We start from the raw sequence: 22,154 nt of genomic DNA on the forward strand, positions 1-22,154 counted from the left end.
CTGGCGACCATCAAGAAATGGCTGTCGCTGTTCCTGTTCCGCTTCTTCGAGATCAGCCAGTTCAAGCGCTCGGCCGTCCCGAACGGCCCGAAGGTGATCTCGGGCGGCGCGCTGTCGCCGCGGGGGGACTGGCGCGCGCCGAGCGATGGGAATGCGCGGGTGTGGCTGGACGAGCTGGAAGCGAACGTGCCGTAGGGGGGCGTCGGAGGGGACGCTGAGAGAGTCCGAGAAGGGTGGGGTGCGGTCCTAACTCGCGCCCGCGAAAAGGATCAAGTTTCCATCCGGGTCACCGACGATGAAGGTGCGCGCACCCCAAGGCTCGCTGCGCAAGGTCTGGTGAAAGGTCACGCCAGCGGCCTGCAACTCAAGGAATAGCGGCTTGGCGTCATCGAGCGTCAGGGTCGCTGACAGGGCATCCGGTTCCTGAGCGCGGAAGTGTTCGGAAAACACAGGCCCATCGACGCGACGCAGGTTCAGTTTCGCGCCATCGCGTGCGACCTGGGCGTAGAAGGCTGGCTCGCCTGAGATGAACACACGGCGAAAGCCTAGCTTCTCCTCATAAAACGCAAGCGAAACCGCCATGTCAGAGACGAAAAGCTGCGGTTCGGCGGCGATGATGGCCGAGGAGGGCGACGGGTTTGCAACTGGCATGGATGAAAGGCCCTTGGTTAGCGCCAACCAGTTCTCGAATCCCGCCTTCCTCGCGACGAGGTCCTGAGCGTCGCTCAGCTTGAAGGGCGAGGCCAGGATCTCCTGGTCCGTCAGGCCGCTGTAACGTGGCAGCAGCGATCTGATCTGGCCCGCGACGGGAAAATACCGTTCGCGATGCCAACGAAGGTGGAGCTTGGCCTGCTTGCGCAGATTTTCGAGATTCAGCATGGGCGCGTTGCGATTGGGGTGTCGTAGGCGGGCTTAGCCCTTCCGGTGTTGGAACCGATGCGCCCTACAGCAACCCAAGAACCTTACGGATGGGGCTTCACAGGTCAATGTCCGCTAAGGGTCGAAAGCGGGCTTCGGCATAGCGCCGCACAGCAGACGTTCAGCGGCGTCCTCGGAACGTCAGCGATGGGTGGCGAGTGCGAACGTCATCCCCGGGCTTGTCCCTGGGATCCATAGGTCCGCAGCGAGGCTTCGAACTGCAGGCCGCTCGGGCGGCCTGCGCCCACGGCCTTGCCGCTGATGAATGGATCCCCCGGGGCAAGCCCGGGGATGACGTTCAAATCTGGGGAGTCGGACGTCCGGCTGGGTCGACTGTCGACCTCCAGCCCTTCTGACCGTCATCCCGCGACGTGTTCGCGGGAGCCATCGTTCCGCTCGCGCAACGCCTTGCGGCGGGCCGCTCGGGGCGGCCCGCTTCCACGGCCACGCGGCCGAGGGATGGGTCCCGCGAACACGTCGCGGGATGACGGAGGTGTGGGGTGTGCGCGGTGGGATCGGGTTCAACGGCGGGGCAGGGCCGATGTCGGCGCCGCCCTCTCGCGGCCTCTCCCACGGCGCTGCTGCGCCTGGGAGAGGGGCTTAGGATAGCGTGGCCTAGGACGTGTTGACGACCCGCAGGGACGCGCCGCCGAGGAGGCGGTGCGGGCGGCCAGGGTGGCCGCGGGGGCCTGGAGGGCCGGGATGGCGGCCAGGGACGGGGTGCGGGAGACGATGGTCAGGTTGCGGCGGATTCTCGCGCGGTTGACGTCGTCGTCGGCGTGGAGGCGTTCGGACTCGGGCTTTTCGAGGCGCACGTGCCAGTCGGGGCGTTCGTAGGCGTCGTCGCGCTCGGGGCGTTCCGGGCGCTCGGCGTCGGGTCGGCTGCGATCGGCCGGCTGGGCGCGTTGGACGGCGACGGTTCCGGCGGCGAAGCGGGCGCGGAGCGCGAGCGACTGGCGGACGCCGCGGCTCATGTGGTGGTAGGCCGTGGTGAGCGCGAGGAGCGTGTCGGTGTCGTCGGTGGCCAGCGCGGCGTCATGCACCTTGCGGGCCATGCCCATGCCGAGCTGGGCGAGCTCCAGGAGCAGGGCTTCTTCGGCCTTGGTGTCGGCGGTGGGCGACATGAACAAAAGAAGAACATAGGTGAGATGGGGAGTCAAGCTGCCTGACGCGGTGCGGCCGTCTCCGTTCGATTTATTCGACCACGAACCACACGAACCACACGAACGCGCTCCGCCTCCCGGGCGCTAGGAGCAGAGGGCCCCGTTCGTGGGGTTCGTGTGGTTCGTGGTCGAACAACACATCGCCTGCGGCGCGTACGAGGCCGACAGGCCAGCGCGACCCCTCATCCGTCAGCTTCGCTGACACCTTCTCCCGCAAGGGGAGAAGCATGACGAACTCAGACCGCTGATCGAGGCACTCTTGTATCGTCGGTGCGGTCGAAGACCGGGGCGCCGTTTTCGGTCGCGCGGACGGTCCAGGCGATGCGGAAGGCCCTGGGTTCGGAGCGGACGACGAGGCGGGTGTCGATGCGGATCGACCAGCCGGGGCGTTCCATCGCCACGCGGTAGACCTTGGCCGCGGCGGCTTGCCGGCCAGCGTCGGCGAGCGCGACCTCGAAGCGCGAGGCCAGGCGGTAGTCGGTGCCGGTGGCGGGCAGGTGGTAGGCGTAGGCGGGCGGGGCGTGGGCGGCGGCGCCGGTGAGGCCCGTGGGCAGGAAGGCCTCCTGGGTTTCGTCGAGCCACTTCGCCGGGCCCATGGCCGGGCCGGGCAGGGTGACGACGGGTGGGAAGGTCGGCGTCTGCCCGCCCGGAGGCTGCCACGGCAGCCGCACCTCGACGTTCTCGACCGTGAGGTCGGCGCCCGCGCGGCCGGGCCAAAGGGTGGGCCAGCCGTGCGCCGACAGTTCGAGCCCGAGGCGATGGCCGGCCTTCAAGCGCCACGCCGTCGCCTGGAGCGGCAGGACGAGGTCGATCGGCTCTCCGGCGCGAGGCGGGTCGATCCGCCCGGATCCGTCCGGGAAGGCGAGGTTGCTGGCGCCCGTGGTCATCCGGACGGCCCGGCCGTCGGGGGCGATGTCCAGCAGGCGCGCCACGATGAGGCCGCCGGGACGGTTCGAGGTCACGCGGCAGGCGACGACCGGCGCGGAGACGACGTCCATGTCGTCCTGGATCGGCAGGTCGCCAAACAGGGGCGTGGCAGGCCAGGGACCGGGCGCATCCTCGTAGAGATCGCCGGCAAGCGCGGCGGGCGTCGCCGGAGCGGCCCGCAGCACGACCGGATCGCGCACGAAGCGGAACAGGGCGGTGGGCGCGCGTTCGAGCGGCCAGCTCGCGCCACGCCACGCGCCACGCTCCAGCCCGCCCTGGCGGTCGGGCTCGCCGACCCAGTAGCGCAGCGGGGGCTCGTCCATCACGCCGGTCTCGCGGCCCTTCAGCCATTTGTCCCACCAGCGCAGGGCCTCCTGCAGGAAGCCGATGCGGGGGCCGCGCGTGGCGGTGGCGGGGGTGACGTGCTCCCAGGGGCCGATGATGGTGCGGACCGGGCCCTTCCAGGCGGCGGCGATGCGCAGGACCGAGGTGGCGTACTTGTCGGCCCACCCCGAGTAGAGCAGCAGCGGCGTCTCGCCCATCGGCGCGGCCTTGCCCTGCCAGTAGCTGTCGCGCTCGGGGTGGCTGAGCCAGGGGATGATCCAGGGGCGGTCGGCGTCCAGGCGCTTCAGCCACTCGGCCCGCCAGCCGTCGCCGAACACCTGCGGGTCCGGCGGCAGAGCGTTGAACATCAGCATGACGCCGGCCCAGTCGACGCGCGCGGTGTAGGACTGGCCGCCCAGGTTCTGGATGTCGGTGGTCCAGCCGTCGTCCGAGACGCCGCCCAGCACCATGGCCTTGAGCGCGGGCGGCTTGCGCCCGGCGGCGCGCAGGGCGGTGAAGGCGGCCCAGGAGAGACCCGAGAGGCCGACCGCGCCATCGCACCAGGGCTGGGCGGCGGCCCACGCCACGGCGGCCGCGGCGTCGTCGATCTCGGTCGGGAGATATTCGTCCCGCAGCAGGCCGGTCGAGTTGCCCGCGCCCGCCGTGTCGACCGCCAGCACCGCGTAGCCGTGACCCGCCCACCAGGGCAGCAGCGGGTCGATGACCGGGCGGAAGATGTCGTAGGGGCGGTAGGGCGAGAGATCGAGGATCGCGGGGACGCGCGTGGCGCTCCGGGGCCGCCACAGCCGTGCCGCCAGGACGCGGCCGCTGGGCACGGGGATGCGGATCAGCTCCTCGATCAGCGCCCCGTCGCCGGGCGCCTTTGGCGTCTCCGCGTCCATCGTCCCTCCAGGCGTTCAGTAGAAGCCCGGAAGGCGAAGAGGGTCTAGCGCAGGCCGATCAGGCGGATCTCGGCCGGCAGCGTCGTCGCCTTGCGGCCACGGAGGCGTCGCACGATGGCGCGGTAGGCGGGGACCACCAGTTCGGTCCAGTAGCCGAAGGGAACTTCCTTATGGATGCGATGCAGGTCTTCCATGACCCTCTCCCGTCTCGGGGTTGAATTTGTAAGGGGAAGATGGTCTTGAGAAGGCCGAACCTCAAACCGGTTCTCCTGCTGTATTCATAAGTCAAGCTTATGCATGATCCTCTCGCCACCGTGCCGCTCAGCGCGATCCGCGTCTTCGAGGCCGCCGCCCGCCTGGGCAGCTTCACGCGCGCGGCGGGCGAGCTGGGGATGACCCAGGCGGCGGTGAGCTGGCAGGTGAAGGCGCTGGAGCGGCGGCTGGACCAGGCGCTGTTCCGCCGGTTGCCGCGGGAGGTGACGCTGACCGCCGCCGGCGAGCGGCTGTACCGGGCGGCCAGCGAAGCGGTCACCGCGCTGCGCACCGCCATCGCCGACATCACCGACCAGGGCGCGGGCGTGCTGACCATCAGCGCCCTGCAGACCTTCGCCACCCAGTGGCTCGCGGCGCGGCTGGGGGCGTTCCAGGTGGCCAACCCGGACGTGGCCGTGCGGCTGTCCAGCGAGAGCCGGATGATCGACCTGATGCGCGGCGACGCCGACGTGGGGATCCGGTCCAGCCGCCATGGGCAGTGGCCGGGCCTGGAGTCGATCTACCTGTTCCCGGCGGCCCAGACGGTGCTGGCGACGCCGCAGGCGCTGGCGGGCCTGGGCCCGTCGCCGCGGCCGGGAGACCTGATGAGCCTGGAGCGGGTGGGTTCGGAGGAGGAGTGGGCGCTGTGGTTCGCCGCGGCCGGGGTCGCCGACTGTCCGGACAGCATCGCCGCCGGTCTGCGGATCACGGGCGACTCACAGGTGCTGGAGGTGGCCGCGGCCATGGCGAACGGCACGATGGCCATCGGCTCGCCGGTGATGTTCGCCGCCGACATCGCGGCGGGGCGGCTGGTGCAGCCGTTTCCGATCGTGTTCGGGGAGAGCGGCTATTGGCTGGCCTATCCGGCCGACCGCCGGCGCAGCCGCAAGATCGCCGCCTTTCGGACCTGGCTGCTGGACCAGATCCGGGCAGACCCCGCGGCGCGCAACGAACTGGCGCGCCGCGGGGCCGTGTCCGACGTCTCCTGACCTACGCCCCGGAGTCCGAGGCTTCAGTTGCACCCGCGATCGGGAGACGCCGGCGCGCCAGTCCGGATCAGAACCGGTAGCTGGCGGTCACCTTGAAACTGGTGAACTCGAAGTCGTCGTCGGTGCGGCGGAAGTCCGTGCCCGCCGTATTGACGAGCAGGAACGGGTTCGTGGCCGCCGTCGTGCCCGAATTGGCCGCACGCACGCCGAAGTCGTCGTCATCCAGGCTGGTGCGCAGGAATTCGGCGCCGATGCTGACATTTTGGGTCAGTTTGTGTTCGAAGCCCACGCCCAGCTGATAACCCTTGGCGTCGCCGCCGCCCACTCTGGGGAAGGCGTTGACCGTGTTGGTGGTGGTGAAGCTGTGCTTCATGTTGCCCACCGCATAACCGCCGGTCGCGTAGACGAGGCTGTCGCCGAAGGCGTAGCCGCCGCGGGCGCGGACCGCCCACATGTCGTTGAGTTTGCGGGTGAAGTTGTAGGCCGCGGGGGTGATCGAGAACGCGGTCACCGCATCCTGCAGCTCGAGGCGGCTGTACTCGATGACGCCGCCGACCACGAACTGGCCGATCTGATAGTCGTAGCCGCCGCGAACCGAGAGCTCGACGTCGGACTTGTCGTCACCACGGCAGCCGCCGGGCGCCGCATTGGTGTTGAACGAGCCGGGGCAGAAGCCCGTCGAGAAGGCGTCGGCGCCAGCGGCGGTGCGCACGGTGTCGCCGAAATTGCCGTCGAGGTTGGTGTCGAAGCCGATCGACTCGCCCTTGCTTTCCGAACGGTCGGCGTAGCCGGCGGTCACGCCGATGTAGGGGCCGGTCCAGTCGGCGGACTGCGCGCTGGCGGCGGAGGCGAACGAGAGGGCCGACAGGGCGGCCGCGGCGAGGAAAATGGTCTTCATGGGGAGAAAGCCCGTCCAGGTTGTATCCGGACCTGCAGAATGGCGGCCCGTTGTCGCCTCTACGTTGATCTTCGTCATCTGGATGCGGCAGGCTGACGCAGAAACTCGCCTGTGTGGCGAGTTTGTCACAATCCTGGCGTGGTGAAGCTTGCGCTCAGCGGCTGGCCCCCAGGCGGCGATGGCGCGGCAGCGCCGACCAATTTGACCACGAACCACACGAACCACACGAACGGGTCGAATAGGAAAGTCCGGACCGCGATCAGCCCAACTCGTTCGTGTGGTTCGTGTGGTTCGTGGTTCCGAATGACAGCGCCTGCGGCGCGCACTGGGCTCGCCGGGCTAGCCCCGGCGGCCGACGGCGGCTTCGGAGGGATAGGGCTCTGCGCCCTGGGCCAGCAGCGCCGGAACGATCTCGTCGACGGTGGGGACCGCCACCCAGGCCTGCATGAACTCCGGGGGCGTCAGGCGCTCATCGACCGTGTGCTGGAAGAGCTTGAACAGCGGCTCCCAGAAGCCCCGGGGGTTGTAGAAGATCACCGGCTTGGCGTGCAGGTCGAGGCGGCGCCAGGACAGCAACTCCACCACCTCTTCCAGCGTGCCGATGCCGCCCGGCAGGATGATGAAGCTGTCCGAGCGCTGGAACATGAGCATTTTCCGCTCATGCATGTTGTCGACGATGATGTGCTCGACCGTCTCGAGGGCGCGCTCGGCGCCCACCAGGAAGGTCGGGATGATGCCCAGGACGTCGCCGCCGGCCTCGTGCGCCGCGCGCGCCGTGGCGCCCATCAGGCCCACGCCGCCGCCGCCGTAGACCAGCTTGATGCCCGCGTCGGCCAGCGCCTTGCCCACGCCCCGCGCCGCGCTGAGGAACTCCGGATCCGCCTCGTCGGAGGAGCCGCAGAACACACAGGCCGATTCCAGGCGTTGGCGGTGACGCCTCATGACGCATACTCCAAAGGGGGAAACTGACGAACCGCTTGTGTCGGCGGCGAACAGGCCCAAGTAGCTAGGTTCAGCGCTAAGTCGCGCCAAGTAAACCCCGTGAAATCGCCCAGGAGCCTGAGTCCGCTTTGGTCCACGCCCATGTCGCCACCGGCCGCTTCAGCGGCCCCGGGTCCGTCGAGGCCAAGGACGCCAGGTTCAACTTCTGGGGCTCGATGGGCGACCTGATGGCGCTGGTCATGCGCTCGGGCGCGCCGCAGCTGCGGTTGCGGATCGGGGCGGCGCTGGTGCTGGTGGTGGTGGGCAAGCTGTGCGGCGTGCTGGCCCCGGTCATGCTGGGCGACGCGATCAACACGCTGAGCCCGGTCCAGCAGGGCGGGCTGGTGGTGGGGGCCAGCTTCGTGGGCCTGGCGGTGGCGTTCGCGGTGTTGCGGCTGCTGGCCGCGTGCGCGCCCTATGCCCGCGACGCGATCTTCACCCGAGTTTCGCAGTCGACCATGGCGCGGGCGGCGGTGGAGAGCTTCGGGCACGCGCTGTCGCTGTCGCTGGACTTCCACCAGACCAAGCAGACCGGCGCGCTCTCGCGGGTGATCGACCGCGGCGCGCGCTCGACCGACTTCCTGATCCGCAGCCTGATCTTCAACCTGGGCCCCACCTTCGTGGAGCTGATCCTGGCCATGGCGGTGATGGTGGTGCGCCTGGACTGGCGTTTCGCCCTGACGGCGTTCGCCACGCTGGTGGTCTATGCGGTCGTCACCTTCAAGATCACCGACTGGCGGCTGTCGCACCGGCGCGAGCTGAACGACGCCGAGACGCGCGCGGCGGGCCTCTCCTCGGACGCCCTGATGAATTACGAGACCCTGAAGGCCTTCGGCGCCGAGGACCGGCTGGTCGACAGCTATGGCCGCGCCATGGCCCGGTATGTGGACGCCAGCGCCCGGGCCAACGGATCGCTGAACGCCCTGAACGGCGCCCAGTCGCTGATCCTGAACGTGGGCCTGGCGGCGCTGACCGTGATGGCCGGCTACGAGGTGGCGGGCGGGCGGCTGCAGCTGGGCGACATCACCATGGCGGTGCTGCTGCTCTCCAGCCTCTATGCGCCTCTGGGCATGCTGGGCTTCCAGTACCGCGAGATCCGCCAGGGGCTGATCGACATGGAGCAGATGGTCGCGCTCCAGAAGATCACGCCCGACATCGTCGACGCCGCCGCCGCCCGGCCGTTGCCGCCGGCCAGCGGGCAGGGGGCGGCGCTGGCCTTCGAACACGTGAGCTACCGCCACGACGCGCGCGCCTCGGGCCTGCTGGACGTGACCTTTGTGGCGCGACCCGGCCAGACCGTCGCGCTGGTCGGCCCCTCGGGATCGGGCAAGACCACCGCCGTGCGGCTGGCCATGCGCCTCTTGGACCCGCAGGAAGGCCGGGTGACCCTGGACGGCGTCGACCTGCGTGAGGTGCGGCAGACGGATCTGCGCCGCGCCGTGGCGCTGGTGCCGCAGGACGTGGCGCTGTTCAACGACACCCTCTACGCCAATGTCGCCTTCGCCCGCCCCGGCGCGACGCCGGAAGAGGTGCGCGCCGCCGCGGACGCCGCCGAGCTGGGGCCGTTCATCGACGGGCTGCCCAGCGGGATGGAGACCCGGGTGGGGGAGCGGGGCCTGAAGCTGTCGGGCGGCGAGCGGCAGCGGGTGGGCATCGCGCGTGCGCTGCTGGCCAACCCGCGCCTGCTGATCCTCGACGAAGCCACCAGCGCGCTGGACGGGCCGACCGAGGCGGCGATCCAGGAGACCCTGCGCAAGGTGAAGGCCGGGCGCACCACCCTGGTGATCGCCCACCGCCTGTCGACCATCGTCGACGCCGACCAGATCCTGGTTCTGCGCCGGGGCCGCATCGCCGAGCAGGGGACGCACGCCGAGCTTCTGGCGAAGACCGGGGAGTACGCGGCCCTGTGGCGGCGCCAGACCCGTGAGGCCTGACCGGCGCTAGGCGTCCAGCGGCGGGATGATCCCGCGGCTTACCGACAGCCCCAGCGCGAGGCTCCGTCCGATCATCCGCGAACGCTCGACGAAGAGGTCCGCGGCGGCCGGGGGGCAGACCTCGCGCGCCGTACGTTCGAAGAGATCGAGCCACAGGGGAAAGTGCTCGTCCCGGATGTCGGGCCGCCGGGCGTGGGCGGCCATCGGCGAGCCCTTGAAGCGCCCCGTCATCAGCAGCACGGACGACCAGAAATCGCAGAGCTTGGCGAGGTGCTCGTCCCAGTCGGCGATGGCGTCGTTGAAGATCGGCCCCAGCACGGGATCCTCGCGCACGCGGCCGTAGAAGGTGTGGACCTGGCGCCGGATCAGCGCCTCATCGACCCCGGCGGGGGCGCCGGGGCCGATGCGCGGTTTCGCGTCCATCAGGCGGCGTCGCGCCAGTGCGGCTGGAGCTGCTCGTGCGGCCAGGCGGCGGGGATCACCTGCGGCTGGGCCAGTCCGCCCAGTTCGTTGGCGAAGCTGTGGTTGACGTCGCGGTGGTGAGTCTCGTCGGCGCGGACCACCTCGACCACGTCGCGCAGCGTGGCGTCGGCCGGCAGGTTCCAGTAGCGGATCGCCAGCGCCGGAGCCGCCACGTTGGGCGAGCGGCCCTCGTCGATCTCGGCGAGGTAGTGGGTGTAGCTCACCACCGCCTCCTCCTCGAAGTAGCCCACGACCCGGTGCGCGGTCTTCGGCGAGACGAGGTAGAGGCCGAAGAAGAACATGTAGAAGACCCATTGGGCGGCCACGACCACGAAGCGCTCGAAGGCGGTGGGCTTGGCGACCTCGATGAAGGTCATCAGGTGCATCCGCTCGTTCTCGGCCTCGTCCATGAGCGTCTTGATCCACCCGCGGTCGTCGCACATCCGGCGCAGGCACTTCAGGTGATTGAGCGTGGCGCCGACCATGCCGGGCACCGCCGCGACGGTCTCGAGCACCACGGCGCGGTGGCCGTAGCGCTTGGCGAAGAAGGTGTCGGCGCAGAACCGCAGCGCCTTGACGAAGCCGAACGCGATGCGGTCGGACGCGCCGCGCGGCGGGTGGTGGATCGTGAGGTCTACGAGGGGAGCGTTCATCGGGATAACCCTTGGTCGATCGGCCAATCACGCTGGCCGCTACTGACCCTGAGATAGGCCTGCGCGCCCCCCGCCGCCATTGCGGTGCGCTCCCTAAGTACCGGTACGGAGAACTTGGCCTTGGGCCCTAGCCGAGCGCTTTGCCCATGCGCACCAGGGGCACGGGCGCGCCCCCGCGGGCGTCCTCGATGGCCTCGATGTCCTCGTAGCCGCACTGGCTGTAGAGCGCGCGGCCCGACAGGGTGGCCATCAGCTCCACGCGCCTGAACCCCTCGGCGCCGGCCGCGGCCTCGCACAGCCGCAGGATCAGCCGGCCCACGCCGCGGCGGGCGAAGGCGGGATGCGTGTACATGGCCCGCACACGCGCCGGCTCGGTCGCGGGGTCGAGGAGGGCGGCGTCGCGGCCCGGGGTGTGATCGCCGCCGTAGAGGGTGGCGCGCCGGCTCCAGCCGCCGCAGCCGGCGATGGTCTCGCCGTCCAGCACCATGAAGTAGGTGCCGTCCGCCAGGAGTTGCCGGTCCAGCCCCATGATCATCCGGCTGGACGCGATCTGCGCAGGGTCCAGGAACCCCTTCTGCAGCTCGGCGATCGCGGCCTCCATCACCTCGGCCAGCGCCGGCGCGTCGGCGGGCGTGGCGATCCGGTGCGTCAGTCCGCCCAACGGCTACTCGGCCGCGCGCGGGATGTCGTCGGCGCCGCGCGGGGTCTCGACGGTGCGCGCCCGCGTCGGGGGCTTGCGGCCCGGCATGTGGTCGCGCACCCAGCCGAAGCGGCGGGAATAGACCTTGGGCGCGGCCAGCATCACCGGGGTCAGCACCAGGGTCAGCAGGGTCGCGAACGACAGCCCCCACACCACCGAGGCCGACAGCTGGACCCACCAGGTGGAGCCCGGCGCCTTGTACTCGATGTGGCCGGTGTGGAAGTTCGGGTGGATCTGGAACATCAGCGGCAGCAGGCCCACCACCGTCACCAGGGTCGTCAGCACCACCGGCCGGAACCGCTGGGCCGCCGCCCGGATCGCCGCCTCGTCCGCCGCATAGCCCTCGTGTCGGAGGTGATAGAAGGTGTCGACCAGCACGATGTTGTGGCCCACGACCACCCCGAACAGCGCCACAACCCCTGTGCCCAGCATGATCACCGAGATGTAGGGGAAGGTGTTCCCAAGGTTGACCTGAACCCCCAGGAACACGCCAACCGTCGACAGGACGACCGCGAACAGGGTCACCAGCACCCCGTAGAAGCTGTTGAACTGCCACAGCAGGATCACGAACATCATGAAGAGGCTGGCGGCCATGGCCGCGGCGAAGAAGCCGACGGCTTCCTGGCCCTCCTCGTCGGCGCCGATGAACTTCCAGGTGACGGCGTTGTAGGGCTCCAGCGCTTTCTGCAGCGAGGGGCGCAGCTCGGCGATCTTGAGGTTCGATGCCGCATCGCCCTCGGTGTTGGCCTGCACGATCACCAGTCGCTGGCCGTCTCGACGCTGGATCTGGGTGACCTGCTGAGCCGGCACCCGCTTGATGAAGTAGCTGGCGGGCACCGGGCCCGTCGGCGTGGTGATCTTGAGCTGTTCCAGCGCGGCCACGTTGCGGTCGAGGGGCGGGAAGCGGACGCGGATGTCCAGCTCGTCCTCGGCGTCGTCGGGGCGGAAGCGGCCCATCAGCACGCCGCCGGTCAGGAACTGGATGGTCTGGCCCACCGACAGCACGTCCACGCCGTACCGGCCGGCGGCTTCGCGATCGACCGTCAGGTTCCATTCGATGCCGGGCGAGGTGCGGTTGTCCTCCAGCTCGATCAGCTGGCGGTCCTGGGCGAAGCGGGCCTTCACCACCTCGGCCGCGGCGTTGAGCTGAGACGGGTCGTGGCTGGAGAGCTGGACCTGGATGTCCTTGCCCACCGGAGGGCCGTTCTGCGGCCCGCGGACCTCGAGCTGCAGGCCGGCGATCTGGCCCAGCTTGCTGCGCACCTCGTTCTCGATGTCGTAGCCGCTGAGGCCCTCGGCGATGCGTTCCTCGTAGTCGATGAAATCGACGCGGATGCGGCCCACGGTGTCGTTGGGCGCCGAGTTCGGCCCGCCGTTCGAGGTGAAGCCGCCCGAGCGGACGTAGATCGACTCCACGCCCTTGATACCGTTCAGGCGTTGCTCGACCTGCTGGGTCAGGGCGTCCTGCGCCTCGGGTGAGAGGTTGCCGCGCGCCTTGACGAACACCTGCACGAACTCAGGCTCGTCGGAGAAGAAGAATTCGGTCCTGTGCGGGGTGACCACGAACCAGGCGATGATCGCCGCCACCAGCACGAAGCCGCCTGCGAACGTGCGGGTCGGATGATGGGTCATCGAAGTCAGGGTGCGGGCGTACCAGCCCATGAAACCCTTCATCTCGCGAGGGTCGCCGTGCTCGGACTTGGCGATTTCGGCCAGGTGTTCCTCGTCCACGGCCGCCTTGCGGGCGAACAGCGAGCCCAGGGCGGGCGTGAAGATCAGGGCCACGAAGATCGACGCGCCCAGCACGAAGAACAGGGTCAGCGGCAGGAAGCTCATGAACTTCCCGGCGATCGAGTTCCAGAACATGAAGGGCACGAAGGCGCACAGCGTTGTCAGCGTGCCGTTGGCCACCGGCCAGAACATCCGCTTGCCGGCCAGGGTGAAGGCTTCTTCCTTGGGCAGGCCCTCGGCCATCCGCCGGTCGGCGTACTCCACCACCACGATGCCGCCGTCGACCAGGATGCCGACCGCGAGCACGAGGCCGAACATCACCATCATGTTCAGCGTCACGCCCATGCCGGTCATGATCAGGAAGGCCAGCAGGAAGCAGATCGGGATCGAGGCGCCGACCATCAGCCCCTGGCGGATTCCCAGGCTGGCGACGATGATCATCATCACCAGCAGGCTGGCCATCAGCAGGCCGGATTCGAGCACGACCAGGGTGCGCCCGATGAACTCGCTCTCGTCGTAGAGGTAGTCCAGCCTGACCGTCGACGGCCACTTCTTGGCCTCGGCCTCGGTCACCTTCTGCACGGTCTTCACCGTCTCGAGGATGTTGGCGCCGCCGCGCTTGGACACCTCGAGGATGAAGGCCGGGTGGCCGTTGAAGCGGCTGATCGAGCTGGCTTCCTTGAACGTGCGGCGCACGTCGCCAATGTCGCCCAGGGTGACCACGCGGTCGCCGTTCTTCTTGATCGGCAGCGCCAGGATGTCGTCGGGCTTCTCGACGACGCCCGGCACCTTCACGGCGAACTGGCCGGCGCCCGAACGCAGGTTGCCCGCGGGGACGAGCTGGTTGTTGCGGCCGATCACCTGGGCGATCTCGCCGGTGGTGACGTTGTAGGCCTCCATCCGCAGCGGATCGATCAGGACTTCGAGCACCTCTTCGCGCCCGCCGGCCATGAAGACTTCCAGCACGCCCTCGGTGCCCTCCAGGCGCTCCTTCAGGGCGGTGGTGATGCGGTGGAGCTCGCGCTCGGGCGCCGAGCCCGAGATGACGATGCCGATGATCGGCTCGCCCGAGAAGTTCTGCTCCTGGATGATCGGCTCTTCGGCGTCGGGCGGGAACTTGCCCCGCGCCAGATCGACCTTGGCGCGGACGTCCTCCAGCGCCTTGTCCTTGTCGAAGTCGGCTTCGAACTCGAGGGTGACGATGGCCGAGCCCTGGCGGGCCACGCCGTTCATCGACTCGATGCCTTCCATCGTCTGGAGCTCGAGCTCCAGCGGCTTGACCAGCAGGCGCTCGGAGTCCTCGGGCGACACGCCGGGGTAGGGCACGATCACCGAGATGTAGGGCAGGTCGATGTCGGGTTCGGATTCCCGGGGCATGTTCAGGTAGGCGAACAGGCCGAACAGCGCGGCGATCAGGGTGACGCCCAGCACCACCTTGCGCCGCTTGATGGCTCCGTCGATCAGGGGGCCGATCATGATTCCCTCCAGGACCCTCCCGACGCTAGCGCGTCTGGACGATCCGAACCTTCTGGCCGTCGGCCACGAACGACTGGCCCACCGTGATCACGTTGACCGCGCCGGAAAGGCCGCTCACCCACATGCCCTGTGCGGTCTCTTCCTGGACCGTCACGGGGGCGAACGCCACTCGGCCGTCGGGCAGCACATGACGCACGCCCTGGCGGCCCGCCGCGTCCAGAACCAGCGTCGAAACCGGCACCAGATGCGACGACCCTGTGCCCGACGCGACGCGCAACTCGGCCGACAGGCCCGAACGAACGTTCATCTGCGCGTTCGGGACAGCCACCTCGACGTGGTAGGTCCGCGTCTGGGGATCGGCGTCGCGCGAAACATAGCGCACCTTGCCGCTCAGCGTCTGGCCGGAAACCAGCTTGGCGGTCGCGGGCGCGCCGACCCGCAGGTTCGCCGCCTGGGTCTCGGGCACGTCGCCCACCACCAGCAGCGGGTTCAACTCGATCAGGGTGCCGCAGGGCTGGCCCGGCGAGAGATAGGTCCCGACCTCGGCGTCGCGCCGGTCGAAGACGCCCGAGAACGGCGCGCGGATCTCGACCTGGCGCAGCGCGATCTCGGCGGCGCGCACCTGGGCGGTGGCGGCGTCGAGGTTGGCCTGGGCCTCCAGCACCTGGGTCTCGGAGCGATAGCCCTTGGCGGCGAGGTCGGCCGCGGCTTTGCGCTGGAGCTGCCGCGACTTCAGCACGGCGCGCGCCTGGTCCAGGCTGGCCTGGCGGGCGTCGACGGCCAGGCGGCACAGCACCTGGCCCTGCCGCACGAAGCTGCCCTCGGCGGCCGGCACGGCGGCGACCACGCCGGCGGTCTCCGAGCGCACCACGACGCTGCGCGCCGCCTCGGTGCGGCCGCGCATCAGCACCTGGACTTCACGCAAGGTGGGCGGGGTCAGCTTGACCTGGACGCTGGGCGGGCCGGCCGCGGCCGCGGCAGGCGTGGGCTTGGCGTTCGCCGTCTTGTTGCGACCGAACAGCGTATTGATCCCGAAGAACAGGATCAGCACGCCCGCAATGGCGAGGATCACAACGTATTGTGACTTCAAACGCATAAAGCCGTATCCCCAGTCTCAGCAGAGTGCGCCGTGGACCCCACCACACGCAGGCGCCGTCTGATCGCGGCCTGTCCTGCTTTTGATGCCGCCGTTATGCCAGCGCAAATGAAATTGCGGTCACACAACGACCCGGGTCTAATACGCCATTGCGAGCCTGGATTGCACTGTGACGCGGGAACGCGTTGCGCGCGACCCCATCCTCGCCGCCGTCTTACGCGGCAAACGAACCGTCCGCCAGTGGACCCGAACACGGACCCGACAGCCTTGCGATATCTGCACACCATGGTCCGCGTGACCGATCTCGACGCTTCCCTCGCGTTCTACTGTGACAAGCTGGGGCTTAAGGAAGTCTCCCGCGTGGAGAACGAGGCCGGCCGTTTCACCCTGGTCTTCCTTTGCGCGCCGGGCGACGAGGCCGCGGCCCGCGAGAACAGGGCCCCCACGGTGGAACTTACCTACAACTGGGATCCCGAGGCCTATTCCGGCGGCCGAAATTTCGGTCACCTGGCCTATGCCGTCGACGACATCTACGCGGTCTGCCAGCGCCTGAAGGACGGCGGCGTGATCATCAACCGGCCGCCCCGCGACGGCCGCATGGCCTTCATCCGCTCGCCCGACAACATCTCGGTCGAGTTGCTCCAGGCCGGCCCGGCGTTGCCCCTGGCGGAACCCTGGGCCTCGATGCCGAATGTGGGGAGCTGGTAGCGCTCTGCTTGTGAGCTTGTCTCACGAGCGCGGGGCCGAATCGTCGTTTGCTGTCGGCTACGGGCCGGGACGACAGTCTGGGCATGAAGCGCGACGATCTCATCGCCGGGTTCACGGCCGCCGCCGACGCCCATGAGGGCGTCGAGGCCCTGCTGCTGGGCGGAAGTCTCGGGCGCGGGAGGGCGACGCCTACAGCGATGTCGACCTCATTATCGTAACCTCTCCGGCCGCGCACGCGGCGTTCGTCGAGGGCGTCCGCCCTTGGGCCGCGAGCATCGCGCCGCCTGTGCTGTGGCGACAGATCTATCCGGGACTTCCGCTCTTCCACGCGGTGACGGCGGACTACCTGCGCTACGACATCACCGTGACCACGGCGCAGCACGTGGCCGAGAGCGCGGACCGCGTGCGCTCGCTGGTGGACAAGACGTGGATCCATGCGCGCCTGGCGCCGTCGCGGGAGCGACCGCCGCTGTCGGCGCAGGCGGTTCACGACGTCGCTGAAGAATTCCTTCGCATCCTGGGCCTGCTGCCGGTCGGCGTCGGGCGCGAGGACTGGGCGGCGGTGGCCGCGGGGGTGGGCCTTTTGCGTCAGCAACTCCAGGCGCTGATGATCCTGGAGCAGCGGCCCGTGTCGCCGCCGGGGGCGCTGGCGCTCACACGCCTGCTGCCGCCGGAGGACCTCGCGCTGCTCGCCCAAGTCGCCGCGCCGCCGGCCACCCGCGAGGGCGGGATCTCGGGCAGCCTGGCCCTGGCCAAGGCGTTCCTGCCGCGCGCCCGGCGGCTGGCGTCACAGGCGGGCGCGTCGTGGCCTCAGGAGTTGGAGACCGCCGTTCGAGACCACCTTGCCCGCGAGCTGGCCGTGGATCTGCCCGGCTAGCTGGGCGACCGCCTGCATCCGGCGGATCATGGCCTCCGGCTGGTGAAACCCGGGGAAGAGGAACACTATCGGCTCCTGTCGCAAGGAGGCCCGCATGCCCGACATCCACGCTGACCGCCGCGCCCTGCTGGGGGTCGGCGTCCTCACGGCCGCGGTTCTGGGGTCGGGCGCAGCAAAGGCTGCGGCCCCCAGGCCTCAGCCCCGACCGCTGGGCTTCGATCCGGCCGCGGTGCCGGGCCTGTCGGAGAAGCTGCTGCGCAGCCACTACGACAACAACTACACCGGCGCGGTGAACCGCCTGGGCGCGATCTCGGCGGAGTTGAGCGGGCTCGATGTGGCGTCGACGCCCGGCTACCGGCTGAACGGCCTCAAACGCGAGGAGCTGATCGCCTGGAACTCCATGATCCTGCACGAGGCCTATTTCGCGGGCTTCGGGCCGGCCGAGCGTCCCAGCGCCGGACTGGCCCAGGCGGTCGAGCGCGACTTTGGCAGCCATGACCGCTGGTCGGCCGAGTTCGCGGCCATGGGCAAGGCGTTGGGCGGCGGCTCGGGCTGGGTGTTGCTGACCTGGAGCCGCCGTGACGGCCGGCTGGTGAACACCTGGGCCGCCGATCACACCATGACGCTCGCCGACGGCGCGCCCCTGCTGGCGCTCGACATGTATGAGCACGCCTACCACATGGACTACGGCGCCAAGGCGGGCGCCTATGTCGATGCGTTCATGAAGGCCGTCTCGTGGAAGGCCGCCAACGCTGTGTTCGCGCGGGCAGCCGCCTGAGCGCGGCGGCCAGTCCACGTTCGCCCAACGCGCGCTAGCGGCAGCCCTGCGCCAGCTCGGCCAGCAGGCCGTCCAGCCGACGGTCGAGATCGGCCTTGGCCTTGTCGTAGTCGGAGTTCCACGACGGCGTGACCCAGGACCGGGCGCCCTTCATCACCGGCGCCTCGGCGGCGGCGTCGAAGGCCACGACAACATCGGCGTCCGCGACGTCGGCGGCGGTGACGGGCAGCGCCGGCTGGGCCGCCGGATCGACGCCGTCGGCGCGCAGGCGCCGGGCCAGCTCGGGCGAGACGTGATCCTCCGGCGAGATCCCGCGCGAGCGGACGTCGAGCGGCAGGCCCCTGGCGGCGGCCCGCCGCTTCAGGGTCTCGCGCGCGATGGCGCTCTTCACCGTGCCGGCCGGGCAGACGAAGAGCACGGTCGGGGGCCGACACGCCGCTGCGACGGGCGTGGCGGCGAGGGCCATGGGCAGGGTCAACAGACGGCGGCGATTCAGGCGCATGCGCGCACTCCATGCGGAGCCACGCGGTGGTTGGGCGCGGACGCCTGACCGGGACACCGCTTCATCCCGACGTCGTCAGGGCTAGGGCCTGTCGCGGCCCCGCGCAAGCTCGGGGTTCAGCCCTGCCACTGGAACACCTCCTCGAGCCCGCAGCCGAAGACCTGCGCGATGCGGAAGGCGGCTTCCAGGGATGGGGAGTACTTGCCGGCCTCGATGGCGGCGATGGTCTGGCGGGTCATGCCGATGCGCTGGGCGAGGTCGGCCTGGGTCATCTCGCCGTGTTCGAAGCGCAGGCGGCGGATCTGGTTTGCGATCGGGGGCGCCACGCTCAGCCGCCCCGCCGGAACATCACGATCTGGGCCACCGACACCGCCAGCGCGGCCACCACCAGTCCCAGCAGCGCGAAGTTCATCAGGTCGACGGCGCCATGGCCCAGGTGTCCCGGCACGCCCAGCGCCAGCACGCAGATCATCAGCGTGTAGTAGCCCGCGGTGTGCGAGCGGTGCTGGATCAGCTTCTCGCGTTCGTCGCGCGGCATCCGCGGGTCGCCGGTGAGCCCCGCTGCGAAATGCAGGACGCACTGCAGCGCCACCAGCCCGCCCACGCACAGCAGCAAGAGATGGAGCGTGTCGAAGCCCCGCGGGCTGACCACGCCGCCCGCGATCGATCCGAAATAGACCCCGAAGCAGATCAGGACCGTCGCCAGGGTGATCCAGGCCGACTTCTCGCGGAAAGACATGTCACGCTCCGTGTCAAAAATCTTTGACATCATGTCTGGTAAATCTAACGTGAGGTTAAAGGCATTCGCCATCGAAAGGAACGTCCATGCGCCCCCCGACCTCCATCCTGATCGCCTCCGCGTTCGCCGTGCTGTCCACCGCCGCCTGCGCACAGCCGCATCACGGCCAGTCGGGCCACGGGCAGTCGGGCCACGGGGCGCCCGCCGCCGCGGCCGGAGGGCAGGCCGTCGACCTCCAGGGCGACCCGCGCGGGTTCGTCGACAACCGCCATATACGGGGCTTCTACGCCCTGTCCGTCGAGACCCTCGGCAAGGGGACGAAGGGCGTCGACATCGCCGCTTATGAGCAGAAGTCGTACGCCTACTTCCGGGCCTTCGGCGCCGAGCGCGGCCCCAGCCCCGAAGCCATGCAGGATCACCTCAAGTTGATCCCGCGACAGGTGGTGAAGATCGTCGAGGAGGACCCTCACGTCCTCGATAGCTTCGAGACGTTTACCGAGGCGCTGATCGGGCCGCGGTGAACGCGCCCGGCTTGCGGCTCGGCGCGCCGCCCGATACTGGTTGCATAACGCAAGCAGTTATCAGGACGGCCGGTCGATGCTTCAACTCTACGGACACCCCTTCGCGGCCTTCACCTGGAAGGCGCTCATCGCGCTCTACGAACGTGACGTCCCGTTCGAATTCCGGATGCTCGACCCCGATCATCCGGAGAACGGCGCCTTCGTGGCGCAGGCCTCGCCGACCGGGCAGTTCCCGGTGCTGGTGGACGGCGACCGCACGGTCGTCGAATCGGCGGCGATCATCGAGTACCTGGATCTCCACCACGGCGCGGCGCCGCCGATGGTCCCTGCCGATCCCCGCACCGCCATCGAGGCGCGGCAGATGGACGGGGTGTTCGACGACTATGTGATGATCCTGCTGCAGCGGGCCGTCTCGTCGGTCCTGCGCGAGGAGGCCAGGCGTGACCCCTACATCGAGGACGAGGTGAAGGCGGGCCTGGACCGGAGCTATGCCTGGCTGGAGCGCTGGATGACCGGGCGCACCTGGGCGGCGAACGAGTCCTTCGGCATCGCCGACTGCGCCGCGGCGCCGGCGCTGTTCTATGCCCATTGGGCGTTCCCGATTCCCGAATCGCACGTCGCGCTGCGGGCCTATCGCGCCCGGCTGCTCGCCCGCCCCTCGATCGCCCGCGTCGTCGAGGAGGCGCGGCCCTGGCGCGAGAACTTCCCGCTCAAGGGGCGCGGCTCCCCCGATTGAGGGGCGAAGGCTGTGATGCGAGGGAAATCGCGGTGGCTCCCCGAGCAGGACTCGAACCTGCGACAAGCCGGTTAACAGCCGGCTGCTCTACCAACTGAGCTATCGGGGATCACACCGAGGGCGGGCGTATACGCCGGGTCGCAGGGTCGTGCAAGCGTCGTAGAAAACGTGTCGCAGGAACGGCCTCGCGCCTCTCGGACAGGGGCCGAAAAAAAGAGCCCGGCGCGTGCGCCGGGCTAATCAAAGTCGGTGATGGTGGGGTGTCTTCAAAGAAGACGCCTTCAGACTCGGCTGTGGTGGTTAAGTCAGGGTTAACCGCGAAGCTCCGCGGGAAACTTCTCCGAAAGGAAACGGTGAAGCTTCGCGGGGCGGGGCCGGAGCCCTTTGCCGCGCGGGTCTTTACGGCGACGGCCAATCGGTCGAAACCGGGACGCAAGTCTTTGAGAAGAGGGACGATGCGCATCCATTTCACCGGCATCGCGGGCGCGGGCATGGCCGCGGCGGCGCTGATGATGCGCGAGGCCGGGCACGTGATCACCGGCTCGGACGAAGGCGCGTTCCCGCCAATGTCCACCTACGTCGAGGGCCTCGGCTTTCCGGTCACCTGGCGATTCGACGCCGCAAATCTGTCGAGCGACCTCGACCTGCTGGTGCTGGGCGCCAGCGCCAAGCTGGGCGGCGATCAGAACGTCGAGGTCCAGGCCGCCCGCGCCCGCGGCGTGCGGGTGACCACCTTCCCGGAACTGGTGGGGGAGGCGACCGCCCTTCGCCGCAACACGGTGGTGGCGGGCTCGTTCGGCAAGTCGACCTGCACGGCGCTGATGTCCCACATCCTGCGCGCCAACGGCGTCGATGCGGGCTGGATGATCGGCGCCATCTCGCCCTCGCTGCCCGACACCGGCCACTGGGGTTCCGCGCCCGAGGTGGTGCTGGAGGGCGACGAGTACATCGTGGGGCCGAACGACCGGCGCTCGAAGTTCGTGCTGTACCATCCGCGCGACGTGCTGCTGACGTCGCTGATCCATGACCACGTCAACGTCTTCCCGACGTTCGAGGCGTATGTGAAGCCGTTCGGCGAACTGCTGCGCCTCTTGCCGGCCGAGGGCCTGCTGGTGGCCCGCGAGCATCCGGCCATCCGCGCGATCGCCGGCGAGGCCGCTTCGCGCATTGTCTGGTACGACACCCAGGTCTGCGACGGCTGGTATCCGGACGGGATCGTCTACGGCGACACCACCCGCTTCACCCTGGTCGGCCCGGGCGGGCGGCGTGTGGCGATCGCGACCACGCTGCTGGGCGAGCACAACGTCGAGAACATCGTGGGCGTGGGCGCCTATCTGCTCGAGCGCGGCCTGGCGGACGAGGCGGGGCTGGCCCGCGCGGTCGAGAGCTTCGCCGGCATCCGGCGGCGCCTGGACCGCCTGACCAAGGTCTCGGCCGTGCCGGTGATCGAGGGTTTCGGCAGCTCGTACGAGAAGGCCCGCTCGGCCATCGAGGCCATGCTGCTGCACTACCCGCTCCGGCCGCTGACGGTGGTGTTCGAGCCGCACACCTTCTCCTGGCGCAACCGCGACGCGCTGCCCTGGTACGACACCGTGTTCGAAGGCGTGGCCCGCGTGCTGATCATCCCGCCGCCGCACCACGGCGAACAGAGCCACCAGCAGTCGGGCTTCGACGAGATCCTGGCCCGCGTAGCAGCGACCGGCACGCCCGTCGAAGGCGTCGAGACCGCCGAAGCCGCCACCGCCGCGCTAAGCCGCCTGGCGGGCGACGAGGTGGTGCTGCTCTTATCGTCGGGTCCCTTGCTGGGCCTGCCCGACAGCCTGCCGCCGGTGTTCGACGCGCTGCACGGGCGGCGGGAAGCGGCGGCTTGAGCCATGGATCCCGCGA

The 22,154-nt window shown here is 69.5% G+C and carries 24 protein-coding genes and 1 tRNA gene; 10 read left to right on the top strand and 15 right to left on the bottom strand.

What is annotated here, in order from left to right; genetic code table 11:
• A partial coding sequence (locus EPN98_RS07610) for a hypothetical protein (RefSeq protein ID WP_293362077.1) occupies positions 1-195 on the top strand: 195 nt, incomplete at its 5' end.
• A 51-nt stretch (positions 196-246) separates the two neighbouring features.
• Here EPN98_RS07610 and EPN98_RS07615 read toward each other — a convergent pair.
• The 4 genes from EPN98_RS07615 to EPN98_RS07630 all read right to left on the bottom strand — a co-directional run bounded on the left by EPN98_RS07615 (position 247) and on the right by EPN98_RS07630 (position 4,428).
• The gene (locus EPN98_RS07615) at positions 247-879 is read right to left on the bottom strand and encodes a VOC family protein (protein ID WP_293362078.1); all 633 of its coding nucleotides are present in this window, start codon (positions 877-879) and stop codon (positions 247-249) included.
• 560 nt (positions 880-1,439) lie between these two features.
• Positions 1,440-2,042 (bottom strand): hypothetical protein, encoded by a 603-nt coding sequence (locus tag EPN98_RS07620; RefSeq protein WP_293362079.1) that lies wholly within the window; start codon positions 2,040-2,042, stop codon positions 1,440-1,442.
• A 275-nt stretch (positions 2,043-2,317) separates the two neighbouring features.
• Positions 2,318-4,234, bottom strand: a complete 1,917-nt coding sequence (locus EPN98_RS07625; protein ID WP_293362080.1) for a CocE/NonD family hydrolase — start codon at positions 4,232-4,234, stop codon at positions 2,318-2,320.
• 44 nt (positions 4,235-4,278) lie between these two features.
• Complete coding sequence (locus tag EPN98_RS07630; RefSeq protein ID WP_293362081.1) at positions 4,279-4,428, bottom strand: hypothetical protein; 150 nt, start codon at positions 4,426-4,428, stop codon at positions 4,279-4,281.
• Positions 4,429-4,527: 99 nt separating this feature from the next.
• On the opposite strand from EPN98_RS07630, the gene EPN98_RS07635 reads away from it, so the two are divergent.
• Positions 4,528-5,475 (top strand): LysR substrate-binding domain-containing protein, encoded by a 948-nt coding sequence (locus tag EPN98_RS07635; RefSeq protein WP_293362082.1) that lies wholly within the window; start codon positions 4,528-4,530, stop codon positions 5,473-5,475.
• 67 nt (positions 5,476-5,542) lie between these two features.
• Here EPN98_RS07635 and EPN98_RS07640 read toward each other — a convergent pair whose 3' ends face one another.
• Positions 5,543-6,373 carry an outer membrane beta-barrel protein gene (locus tag EPN98_RS07640; protein WP_293362083.1) on the bottom strand — a complete coding sequence of 277 codons (831 nt, stop codon included), beginning with the start codon at positions 6,371-6,373 and terminating at the stop codon, positions 5,543-5,545.
• Between the two features lie 339 nt (positions 6,374-6,712).
• Positions 6,713-7,315: a TIGR00730 family Rossman fold protein gene (locus tag EPN98_RS07645; RefSeq protein ID WP_293362084.1), complete on the bottom strand. Its 603-nt coding sequence runs from the start codon at positions 7,313-7,315 to the stop codon at positions 6,713-6,715.
• A 215-nt stretch (positions 7,316-7,530) separates the two neighbouring features.
• Between EPN98_RS07645 and EPN98_RS07650 the strand changes: the two genes are divergently transcribed.
• The gene (locus tag EPN98_RS07650; RefSeq protein ID WP_293362163.1) at positions 7,531-9,288 is read left to right on the top strand and encodes an ABC transporter ATP-binding protein/permease; all 1,758 of its coding nucleotides are present in this window, start codon (positions 7,531-7,533) and stop codon (positions 9,286-9,288) included.
• 6 nt (positions 9,289-9,294) lie between these two features.
• Here EPN98_RS07650 and EPN98_RS07655 read toward each other — a convergent pair whose 3' ends face one another.
• From EPN98_RS07655 to EPN98_RS07675, 5 genes are all read right to left on the bottom strand, one after another.
• Positions 9,295-9,711 (bottom strand): group III truncated hemoglobin, encoded by a 417-nt coding sequence (locus EPN98_RS07655; protein WP_293362085.1) that lies wholly within the window; start codon positions 9,709-9,711, stop codon positions 9,295-9,297.
• The gene (locus EPN98_RS07660; RefSeq protein WP_293362086.1) at positions 9,711-10,403 is read right to left on the bottom strand and encodes an alternative oxidase; all 693 of its coding nucleotides are present in this window, start codon (positions 10,401-10,403) and stop codon (positions 9,711-9,713) included. The genes EPN98_RS07655 and EPN98_RS07660 overlap by 1 nt, the downstream gene beginning before the upstream one ends.
• A 127-nt stretch (positions 10,404-10,530) precedes the next feature.
• Entirely contained in the window at positions 10,531-11,004 is a 474-nt protein-coding gene (locus tag EPN98_RS07665) for a GNAT family N-acetyltransferase (protein WP_293362164.1), read from the bottom strand.
• A gap of 63 nt (positions 11,005-11,067) precedes the next feature.
• The gene (locus EPN98_RS07670; RefSeq protein ID WP_293362087.1) at positions 11,068-14,310 is read right to left on the bottom strand and encodes an efflux RND transporter permease subunit; all 3,243 of its coding nucleotides are present in this window, start codon (positions 14,308-14,310) and stop codon (positions 11,068-11,070) included.
• Between the two features lie 25 nt (positions 14,311-14,335).
• The gene (locus EPN98_RS07675) at positions 14,336-15,406 is read right to left on the bottom strand and encodes an efflux RND transporter periplasmic adaptor subunit (RefSeq protein ID WP_293362088.1); all 1,071 of its coding nucleotides are present in this window, start codon (positions 15,404-15,406) and stop codon (positions 14,336-14,338) included.
• A 267-nt stretch (positions 15,407-15,673) separates the two neighbouring features.
• Here EPN98_RS07675 and EPN98_RS07680 point away from each other — a divergent pair, with 267 nt between their 5' ends.
• The 4 genes from EPN98_RS07680 (at position 15,674) to EPN98_RS07695 (ending at position 17,769) form a co-directional block, all read left to right on the top strand.
• On the top strand, positions 15,674-16,114 hold the full coding sequence (locus tag EPN98_RS07680; protein WP_293362089.1) for a VOC family protein: 441 nt from the start codon (positions 15,674-15,676) through the stop codon (positions 16,112-16,114).
• An 83-nt stretch (positions 16,115-16,197) separates the two neighbouring features.
• Complete coding sequence (locus EPN98_RS07685) at positions 16,198-16,332, top strand: hypothetical protein (protein WP_293362090.1); 135 nt, start codon at positions 16,198-16,200, stop codon at positions 16,330-16,332.
• A 68-nt stretch (positions 16,333-16,400) separates the two neighbouring features.
• On the top strand, positions 16,401-16,991 hold the full coding sequence (locus EPN98_RS07690) for a hypothetical protein (RefSeq protein ID WP_293362091.1): 591 nt from the start codon (positions 16,401-16,403) through the stop codon (positions 16,989-16,991).
• A 94-nt stretch (positions 16,992-17,085) separates the two neighbouring features.
• The gene (locus EPN98_RS07695; protein WP_293362092.1) at positions 17,086-17,769 is read left to right on the top strand and encodes a superoxide dismutase; all 684 of its coding nucleotides are present in this window, start codon (positions 17,086-17,088) and stop codon (positions 17,767-17,769) included.
• Between the two features lie 34 nt (positions 17,770-17,803).
• Here the strand turns inward: EPN98_RS07695 and EPN98_RS07700 are convergent, their stop codons facing one another.
• The 3 genes from EPN98_RS07700 to EPN98_RS07710 all read right to left on the bottom strand — a co-directional run bounded on the left by EPN98_RS07700 (position 17,804) and on the right by EPN98_RS07710 (position 19,010).
• Positions 17,804-18,271: a hypothetical protein gene (locus EPN98_RS07700; RefSeq protein ID WP_293362093.1), complete on the bottom strand. Its 468-nt coding sequence runs from the start codon at positions 18,269-18,271 to the stop codon at positions 17,804-17,806.
• Positions 18,272-18,387: 116 nt separating this feature from the next.
• On the bottom strand, positions 18,388-18,603 hold the full coding sequence (locus EPN98_RS07705; protein WP_293362165.1) for a helix-turn-helix transcriptional regulator: 216 nt from the start codon (positions 18,601-18,603) through the stop codon (positions 18,388-18,390).
• On the bottom strand, positions 18,600-19,010 hold the full coding sequence (locus tag EPN98_RS07710) for a hypothetical protein (RefSeq protein WP_293362094.1): 411 nt from the start codon (positions 19,008-19,010) through the stop codon (positions 18,600-18,602). The genes EPN98_RS07705 and EPN98_RS07710 overlap by 4 nt, the downstream gene beginning before the upstream one ends.
• 86 nt (positions 19,011-19,096) lie before the next feature.
• On the opposite strand from EPN98_RS07710, the gene EPN98_RS07715 reads away from it, so the two are divergent.
• Together EPN98_RS07715 and EPN98_RS07720 are read left to right on the top strand one after the other, a co-directional pair.
• Positions 19,097-19,531 (top strand): hypothetical protein, encoded by a 435-nt coding sequence (locus EPN98_RS07715; RefSeq protein WP_293362095.1) that lies wholly within the window; start codon positions 19,097-19,099, stop codon positions 19,529-19,531.
• Between the two features lie 76 nt (positions 19,532-19,607).
• Complete coding sequence (locus tag EPN98_RS07720) at positions 19,608-20,267, top strand: glutathione S-transferase family protein (protein WP_293362096.1); 660 nt, start codon at positions 19,608-19,610, stop codon at positions 20,265-20,267.
• A 33-nt stretch (positions 20,268-20,300) separates the two neighbouring features.
• On the opposite strand, the gene EPN98_RS07725 is transcribed toward EPN98_RS07720, so the two are convergent.
• Positions 20,301-20,376 (bottom strand) — tRNA-Asn (locus tag EPN98_RS07725).
• Between the two features lie 346 nt (positions 20,377-20,722).
• Between EPN98_RS07725 and EPN98_RS07730 the strand changes: the two genes are divergently transcribed.
• Positions 20,723-22,138 (top strand): Mur ligase family protein, encoded by a 1,416-nt coding sequence (locus EPN98_RS07730; protein ID WP_293362097.1) that lies wholly within the window; start codon positions 20,723-20,725, stop codon positions 22,136-22,138.
• Positions 22,139-22,154: the final 16 nt, after the last annotated feature.

This window comes from Phenylobacterium sp., from assembly GCF_004299445.1.
GTDB lineage: Bacteria > Pseudomonadota > Alphaproteobacteria > Caulobacterales > Caulobacteraceae > Phenylobacterium.